An 18,247-nucleotide genomic window follows, 5' to 3' on the forward strand; every position below is an offset into this window, starting at 1 on the left:
CTATGGAAGCACTTTTCATTTTTATCGCAAAGTCTAGTGGGTTGCTAATGCTGTTCTATTTTGCCTATTATTTTTTATTGCGAAAAGACACTTTTTTCAACAGCAACAGATGGTTTTTACTGGCAGGTTTAATTAGCTCGATAGTATTGCCACTAATCATATACACCAAAATTGTTTGGGTAGACCCCACGCCTGTTGCATCTTTTTCCCAGTTCACCAATTATCCACAGATGAATGCTCCGCAGTCTGTTGCTATTGAAAGTTTTACAATCAATTGGGATTATGTAATGTTTGCCGTTTACGTGATTGGTTTTATCGCTTTTTTAATCAAATTTGGAATTGATTTTTACAGTCTAAATTTAGTTTTAAAAGGAAAAAAAGTGCAACAACAAGCTGATTTTAAATTTGTTGATATCAATGAAAATATTGCCCCTTTCTCTTATTTTGATTACATCGTGTACAACTCATCAATGTACAGCGCATCAGAATTAGAAAATATTGTTGAACATGAAAAAGTACACAGCGAGCAAAATCATACTATAGATGTTTTGATTTCGAGAGTATTTTGTGTGTTATTTTGGTTCAATCCAATAATGTGGCTCTACAAAAAAGCCATTTTGCAAAATCTAGAATTTATCGCAGATAGTGAAGCTGCAAAAAAAATATCAGACAAAAAAGCGTATCAATACACGCTTTTAAAAATAACAACACATGAAAGCTGTGTTGCCATTACCAATCATTTTTATCAATCATTAATCAAAAAACGAATTGTCATGTTAAACAAAAATCAATCAAAAAAGTGGAACTATCTGAAGTTCTATGCCATTATTCCGGCACTTGTGGCCTTTGTGTTAATTTTTCAAATTGAAACTATAGCGCAGGAGAAAAAAGAAATCAAAGAAGTTTCCGAAAAGAAACAAGAAATTGACATTTACAAAATTAAAAAGTCAACAACCGATCAGGAATTAAAAGAAATCACCGAAAAATTAAAACAAAATCATAATGTTGAAGTGGTAATTTCTGAGGTAAAAAGAAACTCTGATAATGAATTGACAGCAATAAAAGTTGATATTGAGCAAGGTACTGGAGAGGCTCAAACGATTCAAATAGAAGGAAACAATCCTATAAAAAGCTGCGGAATCATTGTTACAACAGATAACGGAAGAAAAAAAATAAATGTAGTCACCGACGGTGCAATTGATAAGCCTATTGTGATCGAGAATCGCACATTTGAAACTAAAGTTACACAAAGTAATGATGTTGCTGGACTGGCACCAACACCTCCGACGCCACCGACTCCTCCTGCTTTTCCAACGGGTCCGATGCCAACTCCTCCAGTTCCCGATTTGTCTGGTCTGCCAAAACCACCAACACCTCCTGTCAATCATAACGATAAGGCAGCCATGAAAAAATTTGAGAAAGAAATGGCGGATTTCGAGAAAAAAATGGAAGCTTTTGAGCCTGATATGTCTGCTTACGAAAAAGAAGTTGATGAAATCATGGAAAAACGCTCTGCTATTTTTGACAAAGAAATGGAGAAATATGAAATTGCCATGGAAAGTTTTAATTCTGATATGGAGAAATACAATCAATATATGGAACAGCAATATGGTGCCAACTCTCAGCAATATCGCACTGATATGAAACTGTATGATGTAAATATGAAGCAGCATGCGCAGGAAATGAAACAGTATGAAAAAGAGATGAAGCAGCGTGAAAAAGAAATGAAGCAACAGGAAAAAGAGATGAAGAATAGGGAGAAAAAAAGTAAACAATCCTAATTTATATTCCACAATAAAAAGAAAAACCAGTGTATCAAAAACACTGGTTTTTTTGGGGTTAAAAGCATTTTTTAAGAATGTTACTGCCAGAAAATAATTCTACTGACCACAAAAAAGTAATATCAAATGTTTCAGAAAAAGAGAGGCTGTCAAAAAATAGCCTCTCTTTTTTAAAAAATATTTTCATGCCTATCCTTTATTAAAAATAAGAAGGAAAGGCCCTTTTGTAACTCGTAATTTAAAAGTTATGCAATTCTGTTATTCATAATTTCTTCTACAATTTCAGGGTTTAATAAAGTAGAAGTATCACCAAAATTAGAAAAATCTCCTTCGGCTATTTTACGTAAAATTCTACGCATGATTTTTCCTGAACGGGTCTTTGGCAGGCCAGATACAAACTGAATTTTATCTAATTTTGCGATAGGTCCAATGTGATCAGAAATGTATTGATTGATTTCTTTCATCAGATTTTCTTTATTACGAACTTCACCTGTTTCCTTCAGAATTACATATCCGTACAAGGCATTTCCTTTGATGTCATGCGGAAAACCAACAATCGCAGATTCTGCAACAGCCTGGTGCTCATTGATAGCATCTTCTATTGGCGCAGTCCCTAAATTATGACCTGATACAATCACGACATCATCCACTCTGCCCGTTATTCTGTAGTAACCCACTTCATCTCTCAATGCTCCGTCACCAGTAAAATATTTACCAGGAAAAGAAGAGAAATATGTGTCTTTATAACGTTGATGATCTCCCCAAATGGTTCTTGCAATTCCTGGCCACGGAAATTTAATACACAAACTTCCTACTACTTGATTGCCTTCAATTTCATTACGTTTTTCATCCATCAAAACTGGCTGAATTCCGGGTAATGGCAGTGTGGCATAAGTAGGTTTTGTTGGGGTTACAAATGCAATTGGCGAAATCATAATACCACCTGTTTCTGTCTGCCACCAAGTATCTACCACAGGACATCTTTTATCTCCCACGTGATCATTAAACCAATGCCAAGCTTCTTCATTGATAGGTTCACCTACCGAGCCAATGACTTTCAGCGATTTTAGAGGGTATTTTTGAATATAATCTAAACTTTCTTTTGCTAATGAACGAATAGCTGTTGGCGCCGTGTAAAATTGTGTTATTTTGTGTTTTTCTATAATTTCCCAAAAACGGCTAAAGTCAGGATATGAAGGTACTCCTTCAAAAATTACAGTAGTTCCTCCGTTTAATAATGGCCCGTAAACAATGTATGAATGACCGGTAATCCAGCCAATATCTGCAGTACACCAGAAAATATCATTTTCTTCGTAGCTAAAAACATTTTTAAAAGTATAAGCAGTATACACCATATATCCTGCTGTCGTATGTACCATTCCTTTTGGCTTACCGGTTGAACCAGAAGTGTATAAAATAAATAACGGATCTTCTGCATCCATTATTTCTGCAACGCTGTTATCCAAAGCTGCATCCAACAAAGGCTGCAACCATAAATCACGTCCTTCTTTCATTTTAACATCTGTATTCGTTCTTTTGACAACCAAAACTTTAGTTACCGAAGGACTAGTTTCTAAAGCTTCATCGATAATTCCTTTTAAGTCGATGGTTTTATTTCCTCTGTAACCTCCGTCAGAAGTAATTACCATGCTACAATCGCAATCATTAATTCTAGCCGAAACAGCAGAGGCTGAAAATCCTGCAAAAACCACAGAATGTATGGCGCCAATTCGGGCACATGCCAAAACAGCAACTGCCAATTCTGGAATCATAGGCAAATAAATGCAAACTCGATCTCCTTTTCGAACGCCTTGCTCGCGCAAAACATTCGCCATTTTAGAAACTCTTTCGTAAAGTTCGTTGTACGTTATATGCAGTGCACTTTCTGAGGGATCATTCGGTTCAAAGATAATTGCCGTTTTCTCTCCTCTTTTGCTTAAATGTCTGTCAATACAATTTTTGGTAATATTAACTTTGGCTTCTGTAAACCATTTTACTTCGGCATCAGCCATATTAAAATCCACCACTTTGTCCCACTGCTGGTACCAAGTGAAGTTTTCTTCCGCTATTTTTCCCCAAAATTTTCTTGGTTCTCTAATTGATTTATTGTAATGCTTAAAATATTGTTCTAAATTTTCAATTTTATAATAACTCATAGCTTGTGGAATTTTTTTTTTATAAATGTATTAAATATCGACGTATTCTAAAAACTATTTAATTTATAAATTTTATGAAAAAAAAACACATAATAAAAAAAACACCTTTTTTTTATGTATTTAATATAAAAAAACACTTTTTTAAACAAAGAATACTTTCTGCATAAAAGGCATGGTAAAAAATACCATGCCTTTTCCCTAAAACAATTTCAATAACAATTAATCTTGTAATTAACAATTACCAACTTTGTACTATTGTAAAAATAGTAGCAACTTTAATTAATTAAAACAGAAATTTCAACAAGTACGCTCATCAACTAAACGTACCCCAATCCTTGAGATTACCGCAACTTAACTTCAATCGTTATGAGGTTAAGTGAATGTAATATGCATCTATATCTGTATTATTTAAAAATAAGTGCTTACTAATTCAAAATATTATATTTAAATCAAAGATACAGTGCAAATCCCATCACATTTTGATGTGTGGTAATTCCCAATTTTATTATCCAATTTTTTTCATTGCGGTCATAGACGCTCTCAACCATTCTCCCACTTCTTCGATAGGATGTTGGCGAATTTCTTTATTTACGGCAATTAAAACAGCATTGTCTACTCCGTTTGAAGTTGAAAATGGTTTTCCAATTACATTTGTATCGATTTTTTTCATGAATTCAGTCAATAGAGGCTTACAAGCATGATCAAATAAATAACAACCATATTCGGCTGTATCCGAAATTACACGGTTCATTTCAAATAATTTCTTTCTTGCAATTGTGTTAGCAATCAAAGGCAATTCGTGTAATGATTCATAATAAGCAGATTCTTCGATGATACCTGCTTCTGTCATGGTTTCAAAAGCCAATTCAACACCAGCTTTGACCATTGCAATCATCAAAACGCCATTATCAAAATATTCCTGCTCTGGAATTGAAGCCTCTTGAGGAGCCGTTTTCTCAAAGTTAGTTTCTCCTGTTGCCGCTCTCCATTTTAATAAATTTATATCATCATTGGCCCAGTCAATCATCATTGTTCTGGAGAACTCCCCAGAAATAATATCATCCTGATGCTTCTGGAATAACGGACGCATAATATCTTTTAATTCGTCTGCCAATTCATACGCTTCAATTTTTGCAGGATTAGAAAGACGATCCATCATATTGGTGATACCACCATGTTTCAAAGCTTCTGTGATGGTTTCCCATCCATATTGGATGAATTTTGAAGCATAAGCAGGTTCAATTCCTTTCTCTACCATTTTATCAAAACACAAAATAGAACCCGTCTGCAACAATCCGCAAAGAATTGTTTGCTCACCCATTAAATCTGATTTTACTTCAGCCACAAATGATGATTTCAAAACTCCTGCTTTATGACCGCCTGTTGCTACAGCGTACGCTTTTGCCTGATCTAAGCCAAAGCCATTTGGATCATTTTCCGGGTGAACCGCAATAAGTGTTGGTACACCAAAACCTCTTTTATATTCCTCGCGCACCTCAGAACCTGGGCACTTAGGCGCACACATGATAACCGTAATATCTTTACGAATTTGCATTCCTTCCTCTACAATATTAAATCCGTGAGAATAGGCTAATGTAGAACCGTTTTTCATTAATGGCATAATGGCAGTAACTACCGCAGTATGTTGTTTGTCTGGCGTTAAGTTACAAACCAAGTCAGCAGTCGGAATCAATTCTTCATAAGTACCTACTTTAAAACCGTTTTCGGAAGCATTTTTATAGGAAGCTCTTTTTTCTGCAATTGCATCAGCGCGCAACGCATACGAAATGTCTAAACCTGAATCTCTCATGTTTAAACCTTGATTCAAACCTTGTGCACCACAACCAACAATAACAACTTTTTTTCCTGCTAATGCCGAAATTCCGTCTGCAAATTCAGATTGCTCCATAAATTCGCAAACGCCTAATTGTTCTAATTGTAATCTAAGTGGTAATGTGTTGAAATAATTTGCCATTTTTTTTAAAAATATTTAATGAATGTGTAATTTAATAATTTGATTAACCGTTGATTAAAATTGTATTATTTGAATGATTCCAATAATGTTGATATCTCCATTTTTTCTTTAGAAACAGATATTCTGCCCGAACGTACAAATTGCATGATGCCAAATGGTTTAAATTTTTCATATAATTCTTCAATTTCGGAACGTCTTCCTGATTTTGAAATCACAAAGAAATCACGAGAAACCGTTACAATTGTCGATTGGCTATCTTTGATGATATTCTGAATTTGTTTTTCATCAAATAATAAATTGGAGGCAATTTTGAACAATGCATTTTCTAAAAAAATGGTTTCTTCATCTGTATGATAAAAAGCTTTTATCACTTCAATTTGCTTTTCAATCTGACCCACAATATTCTGAACCCATTTTTCGGTTGTGCTAACTACAATAATAAACCGAGAAACATTCTCGATTTCTGACTCTGAAACGTTTAGACTTAATATATTAATGTGTCGCTTTAAGAATATTCCAGATATCCTGTTTAACAATCCAACGTTATTTTCTGAATATACCGATATGGTAAATATTTTATCTTCCATCTTTTTTTAGTTTATTTTTGTTTCAGGTTTCAAGTCCACATCTTAACTTGAAACTTTCAACCTGAAACTTGAAACTTTTTTTCTCTAGCTCAATCTAATATCAGAAACACTGGCTCCTGTAGGAATCATTGGAAATACATTGTTCTCTTTTTCGACCATTACTTCTAAGAAATAAGAATCTTTTGAAGCCATCATTTCTGCTACAGCAGCATCTAAATCCTCACGTTTGGTGACTTTTTTTGCTTTGATATGATAACCTTCAGCAATGGCTACAAAATTGGGATTGATCATTTTTGTAGAAGCATACCGATTATCAAAAAACAATTGTTGCCACTGACGTACCATTCCGAGGAATTCATTGTTTAGAATAACAATTTTTACAGGAACTTTGGTCTGAAAAATGGTGCCCAATTCCTGAATCGTCATCTGAAAACCTCCATCACCGATAATAGCGACTACTTCACGATCCGGTCTTCCCATTTTAGCTCCAATTGCAGCTGGCAACGCAAATCCCATAGTTCCTAAACCTCCGGAAGTAATATTACTTTTGGTCGAATTGAATTTTGCATACCGACAAGCGAACATCTGATGCTGGCCCACATCCGAAACCATAATAGCATCACCTTTTGAATGTTTATTGATCATTTCGATGGTTTCTCCCATCGAAATACCTTTATCATTTGTCGGATTTAATTCTTCTTTTATTACCGATTCAAACTCAATTTTTTGTTTTTCTTTGAACTCGTTGTGCCAAGATTCATGCGATTTCTGGTCAATTAGAGGCAATAAGGCAGTCAAAGCTTCTTTTACATCACCTAAAACTGCTACTTCGGTTTTTACATTTTTATCAATTTCTGACGGATCTATTTCAAAATGAATCACTTTTGCCTGTTTGGCATAAGTCTTCAAATCTCCCGTTACACGGTCATCAAAACGCATTCCGAAAGCTATTAAAACATCACATTCGTTGGTTAGTAAATTAGGTCCGTAATTTCCGTGCATTCCCAACATTCCAACATTTAAAGGATGATCCGTTGGCAAAGCCGAAAGTCCAAGAATCGTCCAGGCGGCAGGAATTCCAGATTTTTCAACCAAAGCTTTAAATTCAGCTTCGGCTTGGCCTAAGATAATTCCTTGCCCAAAAACGATAAAGGGTTTTTTAGCAGTATTAATTAATTCTGCGGCCGCAGCTACTTGATCTAATTTTAATTTAGGAACCGGAACATAACTTCTGATCGAAGTACATTTTTCGTAACTAAACTCAAGTTCATCAAATTGAGCATTTTTGGTAATATCAATCAATACAGGACCTGGACGGCCGGAACGGGCAATATAAAATGCTTTTGCAATAATTTCAGGAATCTCAGAAGCCTCTGTAATCTGATAATTCCATTTGGTAACCGGGGTTGAAATTCCGATAATATCAGTTTCCTGAAAAGCATCAGAACCCAATAGATGTTTTCCCACCTGCCCCGTGATACAGACCATCGGAGTCGAATCTATTTGTGCATCTGCAATTCCTGTAACTAAATTTGTAGCACCTGGCCCAGAGGTAGCAATTGCGATCCCTACTTTTCCTGTAGCTCTCGCATATCCTTGAGCTGCGTGTGTTGCCCCTTGTTCGTGACGTACTAAAACATGGTGTAATTGATCTTGAAATTTATATAATTCGTCATAAACCGGCATTATAGCTCCTCCCGGATAACCATAAACCAAGTCTACTCCTTCTGCCAGCAAACATCTAATAACGGCTTCGGCGCCTGATATTTTTATCTTTCCCATTTGGTAATTTTATTGTTTAGAATTTGAAAAAATACATTTCAAATTCGTTTTTTGTCGATTATTTATCGGTTACGCAACCGGTAGAAGCGCTAGAAACAGACCTTGCATATTTAAGCAAAACTCCTTTTGTCGCCTTCAAAGCGGGCTGAACCCAGTTAGCTTTTCTTTTAGCAAATTCTTCATCGGATATTTTAAGGTCGATGGTGTTTTTTACAGCGTCGATGGCAATTAAATCGCCTTCCTGAACTAATGCAATACCGCCTCCATCATACGCTTCAGGTGTTATGTGACCTACCACAAAACCATGTGAACCTCCTGAAAACCTACCATCTGTAATCAGAGCAACGCTACTTCCTAGTCCTGCTCCTATAATGGCAGAAGTCGGTTTTAGCATTTCGGGCATTCCCGGACCACCTTTTGGTCCACAATTCCTGATGACGACGACATCACCTGGTTTTACTTTTCCGGCCTGAATACCGGGAATAACATCAAATTCACCTTCAAAAATTACAGCCGGCCCTTCAAAATATTCTCCTTCTTTTCCGCTAATTTTAGCTACAGCCCCTTCAGAAGCAAGGTTACCGTATAAAATCTGAATATTTCCGGTTGGTTTTAAGGCCTTCTGAATTTCATGAATTACTTGCTGACCATCCTGTAAATCTGGAATTCCAGATAAATTTTCGGCTACTGTTTTTCCTGTTACAGTCAAACAATCTCCATGAATCAAACCTTCTTTTAGCAAATATTTCATCACGGCAGGAACTCCTCCAACAGCGTGAATATCTTCCATCATGTATTTACCACTAGGTTTTAAGTCGGCAAGAACAGGTGTTTTATCACTAATTCTTTGAAAATCATCAATTGTAATATCCACATCTACAGCATGAGCCATTGCTATAAGGTGCATGACAGCATTGGTAGAACCTCCTAAAACCGCCACCAAAGTGATTGCGTTTTCAAAGGCTTTGCGTGTCATGATATCTTTTGGTTTAATATCTTTTTCTAATAATATTCTGATCGCTTTTCCTGCATCAAAACATTCTTGCTTTTTTTCGTCACTCAAAGCAGGATTTGAAGAACTATATGGTAAACTCATTCCCAACGCTTCAATTGCAGAAGACATGGTATTGGCTGTGTACATTCCGCCACAGGCACCTGCTCCTGGGCAAGCATTTTGTATTACCCCTTTAAAATCTTCCGGTGAGATTTCGTTTTTAAATTTTTTCCCCAAAGCTTCAAAAGCAGAAACAATATTTAACGATTCTCCTTTCCATGTTCCAGAATGAATAGATCCTCCGTAAACCATTATAGCGGGTCTGTTTACTCTTCCCATTGCCATCAAAGCTCCTGGCATATTTTTATCGCAACCCGGAATAGCAATCAAGCTATCATACCATTGTGCGCCCATAACAGTCTCAATAGAATCGGCAATAACATCACGGGAAACCAATGAAAAACGCATTCCATCTGTACCGTTTGAAATCCCATCACTCACTCCAATAGTATTAAAAATAAGTCCGACTAAATCTGCATCCCATACCCCTTTTTTAACATCTTTTGCCAAATCGTTCAAATGCATGTTGCAGGTATTTCCCTCGTAACCCATGCTGACAATGCCTACTTGTGCTTTTTTCAAATCTTCTTCAGTTAAACCAATACCATACAACATGGCTTGCGCTGCAGGTTGTGTTTGATCTTGAGTGATGGTTTTGCTGTACTTATTTAATTCCATTATGTTAAATTGTATTTTAATTTTTATTCAAAAAAAAACCTCCCAATATCTGGAAGGTTTATAATATATTTTTTCAATTATATTTATAACATTCCCGATGCAGATGTGTGAATCACATTGACAACAAAGACAGTAGTAATAATAATTGAGATTTGCATTATTAGTTTTTTTAGCTCTGTAAAAGTATAAAAACTATAAGGACTAAAAAAATAAATTCTCAACTTTTTAAATACTTTTTGTTGTTTATTTTATAATTTTAATAAAAAATTTAAACTATTGTTGATTGACCAATATGAACATTATCATTATTAAAATACAACAAATCGTCTTTACTAAAAATAAAGTTTGAGACAAACTCTCCTACTTCATTAGTCCCAAATTTTGAATCGGGTTTTAAATCTGTGGTTACAACTTGAAATTCTATTGCTTTTTCAACCGCTTGATAGACCACATTGGCCTCTTTAAACAAACCAAAATGTTCCAGCAACATCGCCGCAGATAAAATAGAAGCAATAGGATTGGCAATATTTTTTCCTTTAGCCTGCGGATATGATCCGTGAATGGGTTCAAAAAGAGCATTTTTTTCGCCCAATGAAGCCGAAGCCAAAAGTCCTATAGAGCCTGTAATCACACTTGCTTCATCTGATAAAATATCTCCAAAAAGATTCTCTGTCAAAATCACGTCAAACTGTTTTGGATTCAGAATGATTTGCATTGCAGCATTATCAACAAACAAAAAGTCCAGAAGCACATCCGGATACTCTTCGCCTATTTTCTGCACCACTTTTCTCCATAATCTCGAGGTTTCCAAAACATTCGCTTTGTCTACCATTGTTAACTTTTTACGTCGGTTTTGTGCCGATTTAAAAGCTAAATGTGTAATTCTGGTAATTTCCTCCTCTGAATATTCACATAAATCCGAAGCGTATGTCCCTTCATCATTGAGGGTTTTGGCTCCAAAATAAGCGCCTCCTGTCAGTTCTCTAAAAATAGTAAAATCTGCTCCTTCTATTATTTCTCTCTTTAACGGAGAAGCGTCAATTAAGGCTTTATAAGGTTTTATTGGTCGAATATTTGCAAACAAACCTAATTCTTTTCGCAATTTTAATAATCCTTGCTCTGGACGAACTTTTGCATTTGGATTATTATCATATTTTGGATCGCCAATAGCCCCAAATAAAACGGCGTCTGTATTCAAACAAAGATTTAGCGTTTGTTCTGGCAATGGATTTCCTGTCTTGTCAATGGCGATTGCGCCCATGAGCGCTTCTTCAAAAACAAATTCATGATTGTAAACCTCGCCAATCGCATACAATGTTTTTTTGGCTTGTAAAATGACCTCTGGACCTATTCCGTCTCCTGGTAACACAGCTATTTTCAAATTCATAACGTCTCGTTCTTTATGTATTTAAATCTTTATTTTTCTCTTTCTTCTATGCTCTTTACTCTATTCTCTTTTTCAACTAGCTTCTTATTAAATCGCCTTCAATTTTTGAAGCTTCTATAATTTGATGAATATCAGCATCTAAAACCTCTTTTTTGATATCTGCAAATTTCAAAAACTCAGTGTATACGATATCCAATTGTACTTTTGTAAGCTCGTAACCTACTTTTTTTGCACGGTAAGCCAACGCTGCTCTGCCACTTCTTGCTGTTAGAATAATCGAAGATTCGTTTACACCAACATCCAGCGGATCCATAATTTCATAAGTAGCTCTGTTTTTGATCACCCCGTCCTGATGAATTCCGGAGCTGTGTGCGAACGCATTTGCGCCAACAATAGCTTTATTGGGCTGTACAATCATTCCCATACTTTCAGAAACCAAACGGCTCATTTCGTTTAATTCTCTGGTATTGATATTGGTGTCTAAATTTAAGTAGGGATGTTGTTTGAAAATCATTACAACTTCTTCAAGTGCAGTATTTCCTGCTCTTTCTCCAATACCATTTATAGTACACTCTATTTGTCTGGCACCATTTATAGCTCCTGCGATCGAGTTAGCGGTTGCCATTCCTAAATCATTATGACAGTGACAGGAAAGAATCACGTTTTCGATTCCTTTTACGTTTTCTTTCAAGTATTTAATTTTTGCTCCGTATTCTTCCGGCAAGCAATATCCTGTGGTATCCGGAATATTGAGTACAGTTGCGCCAGATTTAATTACTTCTTCGCAAACTTTTGCCAGGAAAGCATTATCTGTTCTTCCTGCATCTTCGGCATAAAATTCTACGTCTTCAACGTAGGATTTCGCGTGAGATACTGCAAATTTTGCTCTTGCAATAATATCTTCTCTTGTGGTATTTAATTTATGAAGGATGTGAGATTCTGAAGTTCCGATCCCGGTATGGATTCTGGGTCTTTTAGCATGCTTTAATGCAGCTGCAGCAACATCAATGTCATTTTTTACGGCTCTTGTAAGTCCGCAGACGGTTGCATTTTCTACAATTTTACAAATCTCAGAGACCGATAAAAAATCGCCCGGGCTTGACACCGGAAAACCTGCTTCGATTACGTCAACTCCCATTTTATCAAGTCGTTCTGCGATAACTAATTTTTGCTTAGTATCTAACTTACATCCTGGAACTTGTTCACCATCGCGCAAAGTGGTGTCAAAAATTTGAACTTTCTCTCTATTCATATTCATTTATTTAATGTAATTTCACATCTTGATAACAAATATATATTGTAGTTCTCAAGTACAAAATTCATTTTAACGAAATTATACTGTTCATAAAACAATTTATAACGAATTAAACAACTGAAAATCAATAATTTATATTATTATATTTTACAATGGCTAACCATCAAAAAGATTTCTTATTTGTACTGATTAAATCTCTTTCAAAGTCGGAAAAAAGGCAGTTTAAAATTTTTGCGAGCCGACTCGAAACCAGTTCTAATACGAAATTTATTGAATTATTTAACATTTTAGATAAATCCGAAACCTACGATGAGAAGCTCATTCTAAAGAGTGGTATTATCAAAAAAGTACAGCTTTCTAACTTAAAATCATATTTGTACAAGCAAATTTTGGTCAGCATACGATTGAATATTCCCAGCCAAAATATTCGTTATCAACTGCGTGAACAAATCGATTTTGCGGTTATTTTGTACAATAAAGGTTTATACAAACAGAGTTTGAAAATTCTGGACAAAACGAAAATTATTGCACTTGAAAATGACGAAAAATTAATTGCGTATGAAATTGTAGAATTCGAAAAATTGATCGAATCACAATACATCACCCGAAGTATTCAGGGGCGTGCCGATGAATTGGTTATTCAGGCCAAAGAATTGAATTACAGAAATACAATCTCAAGCAAATTATCAAATTTATCGCTTCAATTGTACGGAATCATGCTAAAAACGGGTTACGTAAAAAGTGACGAAGAGTACAAATACATCGACGATTATTTTAATAAACATATTGCCAAATTAGACGAAACTAAATTTGGTTTTCGTGAAAAATATTGGTTTTATAATGCCAATTTATGGCGCAGTTTCTTGGTTCAGGACTTTTTAGCGAGTTATAAATATGCTTATAAATGGGTTACTTTATTTTATGATAACCCAAATATGATCTATCAAAATCCGGTATTTTTTCTAAAAGGGAATCATTACTTTCTGGAATCGCTTTATATGCTTAAGTATACGTCTAATTTTAAGAAATACTTATCGCTTTTAGAACAAACTATTACTGATGATAAATTTCCTGCAAATGATAACATTGCATCGCTATCATTTTTATATATCTATAATAATAAGCTGAATCTTCATATTCTGGAAGGAACTTTTGCCGAAAGTGAATATCTGATTCCTGAAATTTTAGATAAGATAAAATTACACAGCGAACATCTTGACGAACATCACGAAATGTTATTTTTCTATAAAATTGCCTCTATTTATTTTGGAAATGAAAAGTATACAGAATGTATTTATTATTTAGATAAAATCATTAATAATAAGAACTTAACGATGCGGGAAGATTTAATGTGTTTTGCAAGGCTCTTGTCTTTAATTGCGCATTATGAGTTAGGAAAAGATTATTACCTAGAAAATCATCTTAAAAACACGTATAAATTCTTATTGAAAATGAACGACTTGCATGAAGTTCAAAAAGAAATTATCAAGTTTTTAAAAAATCTGAATAATTTTTATCCTGCTGATATTAAAAAAGAATTCAAAAAAATGCATGTTCGTTTTGTAGAACTTGAAAAGAATACTTACGAAAAAAGAGCTTTTTTATATCTGGATATTATTTCCTGGCTTGAAAGCAAAATCGAAAATCGAAAAATAGCCGATATTATTAAGGAAAAGGCAAAATTGAATAGTCGATAGGGTTTAAAATCCAATATTTTAAAATCCAAATTCTAATAAAAATGGGGGAAAGATTAAAAGCGTTGACACCGTTTTTTGTCATTACCGAATGGAAAATTTTAAAAAAAACGTGCATAAAATTGCAAATCTTTGTCGAGCCACTTGCGAAAATTTCTCCTTTGTCGAAATGACAAATTTTAACTAAACAACAAACCCGACAGACTTTAAAAATCTATCGAGTTTGTTGTATCAATTATAATTGGCTTATTCCACAATATTAGCACTAGTTACATAAAAATTCTTATCAACTTCTAAAATTCGATTTTCGTTTGTTACTTTCTCTGATTTCCAGCTTGTAGTAGGTTTCAACCAAGTTTCAACACCATTTACAGTCACTCTTACAGGCATATCAAAGTTGGGTACACAGTTTGTCCAATGGTAACCCAATTGTCCGTCTTTAAAAATATATTCTAAAACCGGAATTTGAGTTGTTGTCAAATATTGTGCAAAAACGTTGCTGAAATTAATTCCGGATTGCGTATTGATGTAATCCTGAATTTGCTTAGAAGTTACCGTTTGGTGGTAAAAGGTACTGTTTAAAGCTCTTAAAATCGATTTCCATTTGGCATCATCATTAATAATTTGGCGAATGGTGTGCAGCATATTGGCTCCTTTTGGATACATATCCCCAGAACCTTCGTTGTTGACATCGTAATGCCCTATAATGGGTTTATCATTCTGAATCCCTCTTCTACAACCTATTACATACTCTGCTCCCGCTTCTTTACCATAATAATATTCTACAAAAAGACTCTCCGAATAATTGGTAAAACTCTCGTGAATCCACATATCTGCAATATCTTTGTAAGTGATATTATTAGCAAACCATTCGTGCCCAGACTCATGGATGATGATAAAATCAAATTTTAATCCCCAGCCTGTTCCGCTTAAATCACGACCCAAATAACCGTTCTTGTACCCATTGCCATACGTCACACTACTTTGATGCTCCATCCCTAAATAAGGTGCCTCTACCAATTTGTAACTGTCTTCATAAAAAGGATACGGACCAAACCAGTTTTCAAATGCTTTTAACATTCTTGGCGCATCTTTAAATTGTTCTTTGGCAATCTCTAAATTGTCTCTTAAAACATAATAATTACAATCTAAATCTCCTTTTTCTCCTTTATATTTCTCAGAAAAATTAACGTAATCGCCAATATTTATATTTACTCCGTAGTTATTAATAGGGTTCGAAACATACCAATTGAATGTCTTAGTGCCGTCTTTTTCTTTTTTAACGCTTTGCAATCTTCCGTTTGAAACATCGGTTAAATCTCCCGGAACATTCACGCTAATGAGCATATTTTCTACTTCATCATACATGTGATCTTTGTTCGGCCACCAAACGCTCGCACCCAATCCCTGACAGGAAGACGCAATAAAATCTTTTCCGTTTTTGTCTTTTTTCCAAGTAATTCCTCCGTCCCAAGGTGGTTTTATCGCTTCTTTGGGTTTTCCTCCAAATGAAATAACAATTTCTTTGGTTGCACCTATTTTTTGAGCAGCGGTCAATTCGATAGAAAAGACATTTCCTTCTCTTTCAAATTTCAATTCTTTTCCGTCCTGCATTACTTTATAAATCTGCATAGGTTCCTGCAAATCGATCTGCATTTTTTTGTAATCACTTAAAACTGTATAACGTATCGTGTTGGAACCTTTGATTGTTTTGTCTCCAGGATTTACTTTTATATCCAAATGATAGTATTTCAAATCCCACCAAGCTCTTTCTTTTGTGATGCTTCCGCGCAAGGTATCCTGATGTGTAAAAACGGTTTCAGACTTGTTAAGAAGTCCTTGTGCATTGGCTGAAGAACCAACCAGAAAGGCGAAAAAAACGCCACCAAAATATTTTTTCATTTTTAGAAATTTGGTATAAATAAAGTTACAGATGCGAAATTAATCCATAACAAAAGTAAACATTACGATTAAGTTTTTACTGTTTTAACGATAGCTATTCTAAAAAAGTAGTTTTAAAATTGATTACTATTCTCTTTTTTAACTTTTAAGAACATTCTAAAATTGATGAAATTCGTTTAAGAATAGTTTTCTTTCACTGTCGTGAAAACCGAATGTATTGGTACTAGAAATTAAAAAGTTTTTATACTGATTTTATTTTCGCTTTTTTTCTAGTGAAGGTAGAATCCTCGCTAGAAGCTAACAAAAACTTTTTTTATCTTGAGTAAATTTCAGACGGAGATTCTTCCTTCGTCAGAATGACAAGATGGGTTTATCTACTCTGTGATCATTTAGCTTATAACCTATTTTAATATTTTAAAATATAGCATTCAAGTTCTTTATTTACTAAAATTCCCCTCTAAAACCTAAAGCCTTAGCCCTGATGGAAACGGCATCCTTTTGTGCTGGGGTTCAGCACAAAAGATACAGTGTACAGCAGGAAATAGCTTCTAATTATTGAACTGAGCTCGTAAACTTAAGCCACCATTTTACTTCTGGCGTTTCTTTAAAACATCAACAACGTCATTTAACTGAAAGCCTTTGGCCTGCAACAGAATCAGGTAATGAAATAATAAATCTGCGCTCTCGCTAAGGAATAAATCATCATTATCGTCTTTGGCTTCGATGACTACTTCTACAGCTTCTTCGCCTACTTTTTGCGCTATTTTATTGATGCCTTTTTCGAACAAAGATGCTACATAACTTTTTTCTGAGTCTGCATTTTCACGACGAATTTTGATTGTATTTTCTAAATCTGAAATAAAACCATAATTTGCCGCATTGGGCTCCTGCCAACACGTATCTGCACCTGTGTGACACGTTGGCCCCACTGGTTTTGCCTGAATGAGAAGCGTGTCGCCATCGCAATCATTTTTGATGTCTACCAACTCTAAAAAGTTGCCACTCTCCTCGCCTTTTGTCCAAAGTCTTTGTTTGGAACGGCTGAAAAAAGTTACTTTTTGAGTTTCTATTGTTTTTTGAAGGGATTCTTCGTTCATGTACCCCAACATCAGAACATTTTTAGTTTCGGAGTCTTGAATAATTGCCGGAATCAATCCGTGTGCGCTTTTTGTGAAATCTACTTTCATTTTTTTAGTCTAAAGTTGTAAAGTCGAAAGTTTTAAAGGTAAAACTAAATTCGAACTTCTATATTGTTATTTTTTAATTCTTGTTTCAATGTTTTAATTTCGATTTCTTTAAAGTGAAAAACACTCGCGGCCAAAGCCGCATCTGCTTTTCCTGTCTTAAAAGCATCGATAAAATGTTGGATATTACCAGCACCGCCCGAAGCAATAATCGGAATATTGATGAGCGTCGATAATTTGGCCAAAGCCTCGTTGGCAAAGCCGTTTTTAGTACCGTCATTATCCATAGAGGTAAATAAAATTTCGCCTGCGCCACGTTGGGCTACTTCAACCGCCCAATCGAATAGATTTAATGCTGTTGGCACTTTTCCGCCCACTAAATGCACGATCCATTGCCCGTCAATTTGTTTGGCATCTATCGCAACTACAACACATTGGCTGCCAAATTTCTGCGCCAAATCATTGATTAATTGCGGATTTTTTACTGCCGAAGAATTGATCGAAACTTTGTCGGCTCCGTTATTGAGTAAAATTTCAACGTCTTCAACAGATGAAATTCCACCACCCACCGTAAACGGAATATTGATTTTTTCGGCGACACTTCGTACCATATTAACCAACGTTTTTCTGCGTTCTTCCGTTGCTGAAATATCCAAAAAAACCAATTCATCAGCTCCTTCATCAGAGTAAATTTTGGCTAATTCTACAGGATCACCAGCATCGCGTAAATCTACAAAATTAACGCCTTTCACAGTTCTTCCGTTTTTTATATCCAGACAGGGAATGATTCTTTTTGCTAACATTTTTTTTTA

At 35.1% G+C, this 18,247-nt stretch carries 12 protein-coding genes; 2 read left to right on the top strand and 10 right to left on the bottom strand.

All coding sequences use genetic code 11. The features are described 5' to 3' along the window. The first annotated feature begins 2 nt into the window (after positions 1-2). The gene (locus J3495_RS03685) at positions 3-1,781 is read left to right on the top strand and encodes a M56 family metallopeptidase (protein ID WP_210665224.1); all 1,779 of its coding nucleotides are present in this window, start codon (positions 3-5) and stop codon (positions 1,779-1,781) included. 245 nt (positions 1,782-2,026) lie between these two features. Here the strand turns inward: J3495_RS03685 and acs are convergent, their stop codons facing one another. The 7 genes from acs to J3495_RS03720 all read right to left on the bottom strand — a co-directional run bounded on the left by acs (position 2,027) and on the right by J3495_RS03720 (position 12,652). Beyond that, positions 2,027-3,937, bottom strand: a complete 1,911-nt coding sequence (acs, locus tag J3495_RS03690; protein WP_210665225.1) for an acetate--CoA ligase — start codon at positions 3,935-3,937, stop codon at positions 2,027-2,029. Between the two features lie 505 nt (positions 3,938-4,442). Beyond that, entirely contained in the window at positions 4,443-5,912 is a 1,470-nt protein-coding gene (gene ilvC / locus J3495_RS03695) for a ketol-acid reductoisomerase (RefSeq protein ID WP_210665226.1), read from the bottom strand. Between the two features lie 65 nt (positions 5,913-5,977). Further along, on the bottom strand, positions 5,978-6,499 hold the full coding sequence (gene ilvN / locus J3495_RS03700) for an acetolactate synthase small subunit (RefSeq protein WP_210665227.1): 522 nt from the start codon (positions 6,497-6,499) through the stop codon (positions 5,978-5,980). A gap of 84 nt (positions 6,500-6,583) precedes the next feature. Continuing rightward, the gene (gene ilvB / locus J3495_RS03705) at positions 6,584-8,281 is read right to left on the bottom strand and encodes a biosynthetic-type acetolactate synthase large subunit (RefSeq protein ID WP_210665228.1); all 1,698 of its coding nucleotides are present in this window, start codon (positions 8,279-8,281) and stop codon (positions 6,584-6,586) included. A 58-nt stretch (positions 8,282-8,339) separates the two neighbouring features. Then, positions 8,340-10,013 carry a dihydroxy-acid dehydratase gene (gene ilvD / locus J3495_RS03710; RefSeq protein WP_210665229.1) on the bottom strand — a complete coding sequence of 558 codons (1,674 nt, stop codon included), beginning with the start codon at positions 10,011-10,013 and terminating at the stop codon, positions 8,340-8,342. 268 nt (positions 10,014-10,281) lie between these two features. Then, positions 10,282-11,400, bottom strand: coding sequence for a 3-isopropylmalate dehydrogenase (gene leuB, locus J3495_RS03715; RefSeq protein WP_210665230.1), 1,119 nt, complete (start codon positions 11,398-11,400; stop codon positions 10,282-10,284). Positions 11,401-11,476: 76 nt separating this feature from the next. Continuing rightward, on the bottom strand, positions 11,477-12,652 hold the full coding sequence (locus J3495_RS03720; protein WP_210665231.1) for a 2-isopropylmalate synthase: 1,176 nt from the start codon (positions 12,650-12,652) through the stop codon (positions 11,477-11,479). A 155-nt stretch (positions 12,653-12,807) separates the two neighbouring features. Here J3495_RS03720 and J3495_RS03725 point away from each other — a divergent pair, with 155 nt between their 5' ends. Further along, the gene (locus J3495_RS03725; RefSeq protein ID WP_210665232.1) at positions 12,808-14,352 is read left to right on the top strand and encodes a hypothetical protein; all 1,545 of its coding nucleotides are present in this window, start codon (positions 12,808-12,810) and stop codon (positions 14,350-14,352) included. A 243-nt stretch (positions 14,353-14,595) separates the two neighbouring features. Here the strand turns inward: J3495_RS03725 and J3495_RS03730 are convergent, their stop codons facing one another. The 3 genes from J3495_RS03730 to hisF all read right to left on the bottom strand — a co-directional run bounded on the left by J3495_RS03730 (position 14,596) and on the right by hisF (position 18,238). Next, on the bottom strand, positions 14,596-16,251 hold the full coding sequence (locus tag J3495_RS03730; RefSeq protein ID WP_210665233.1) for a M1 family metallopeptidase: 1,656 nt from the start codon (positions 16,249-16,251) through the stop codon (positions 14,596-14,598). 587 nt (positions 16,252-16,838) lie between these two features. Next, the gene (gene hisIE, locus J3495_RS03735; RefSeq protein WP_210665234.1) at positions 16,839-17,438 is read right to left on the bottom strand and encodes a bifunctional phosphoribosyl-AMP cyclohydrolase/phosphoribosyl-ATP diphosphatase HisIE; all 600 of its coding nucleotides are present in this window, start codon (positions 17,436-17,438) and stop codon (positions 16,839-16,841) included. Positions 17,439-17,482: 44 nt separating this feature from the next. Continuing rightward, positions 17,483-18,238 carry an imidazole glycerol phosphate synthase subunit HisF gene (hisF, locus tag J3495_RS03740; RefSeq protein WP_210665235.1) on the bottom strand — a complete coding sequence of 252 codons (756 nt, stop codon included), beginning with the start codon at positions 18,236-18,238 and terminating at the stop codon, positions 17,483-17,485. Positions 18,239-18,247: the final 9 nt, after the last annotated feature.

Source organism: Flavobacterium geliluteum, assembly GCF_017948595.1.
GTDB classification, from domain to species: domain Bacteria; phylum Bacteroidota; class Bacteroidia; order Flavobacteriales; family Flavobacteriaceae; genus Flavobacterium; species Flavobacterium flavipigmentatum.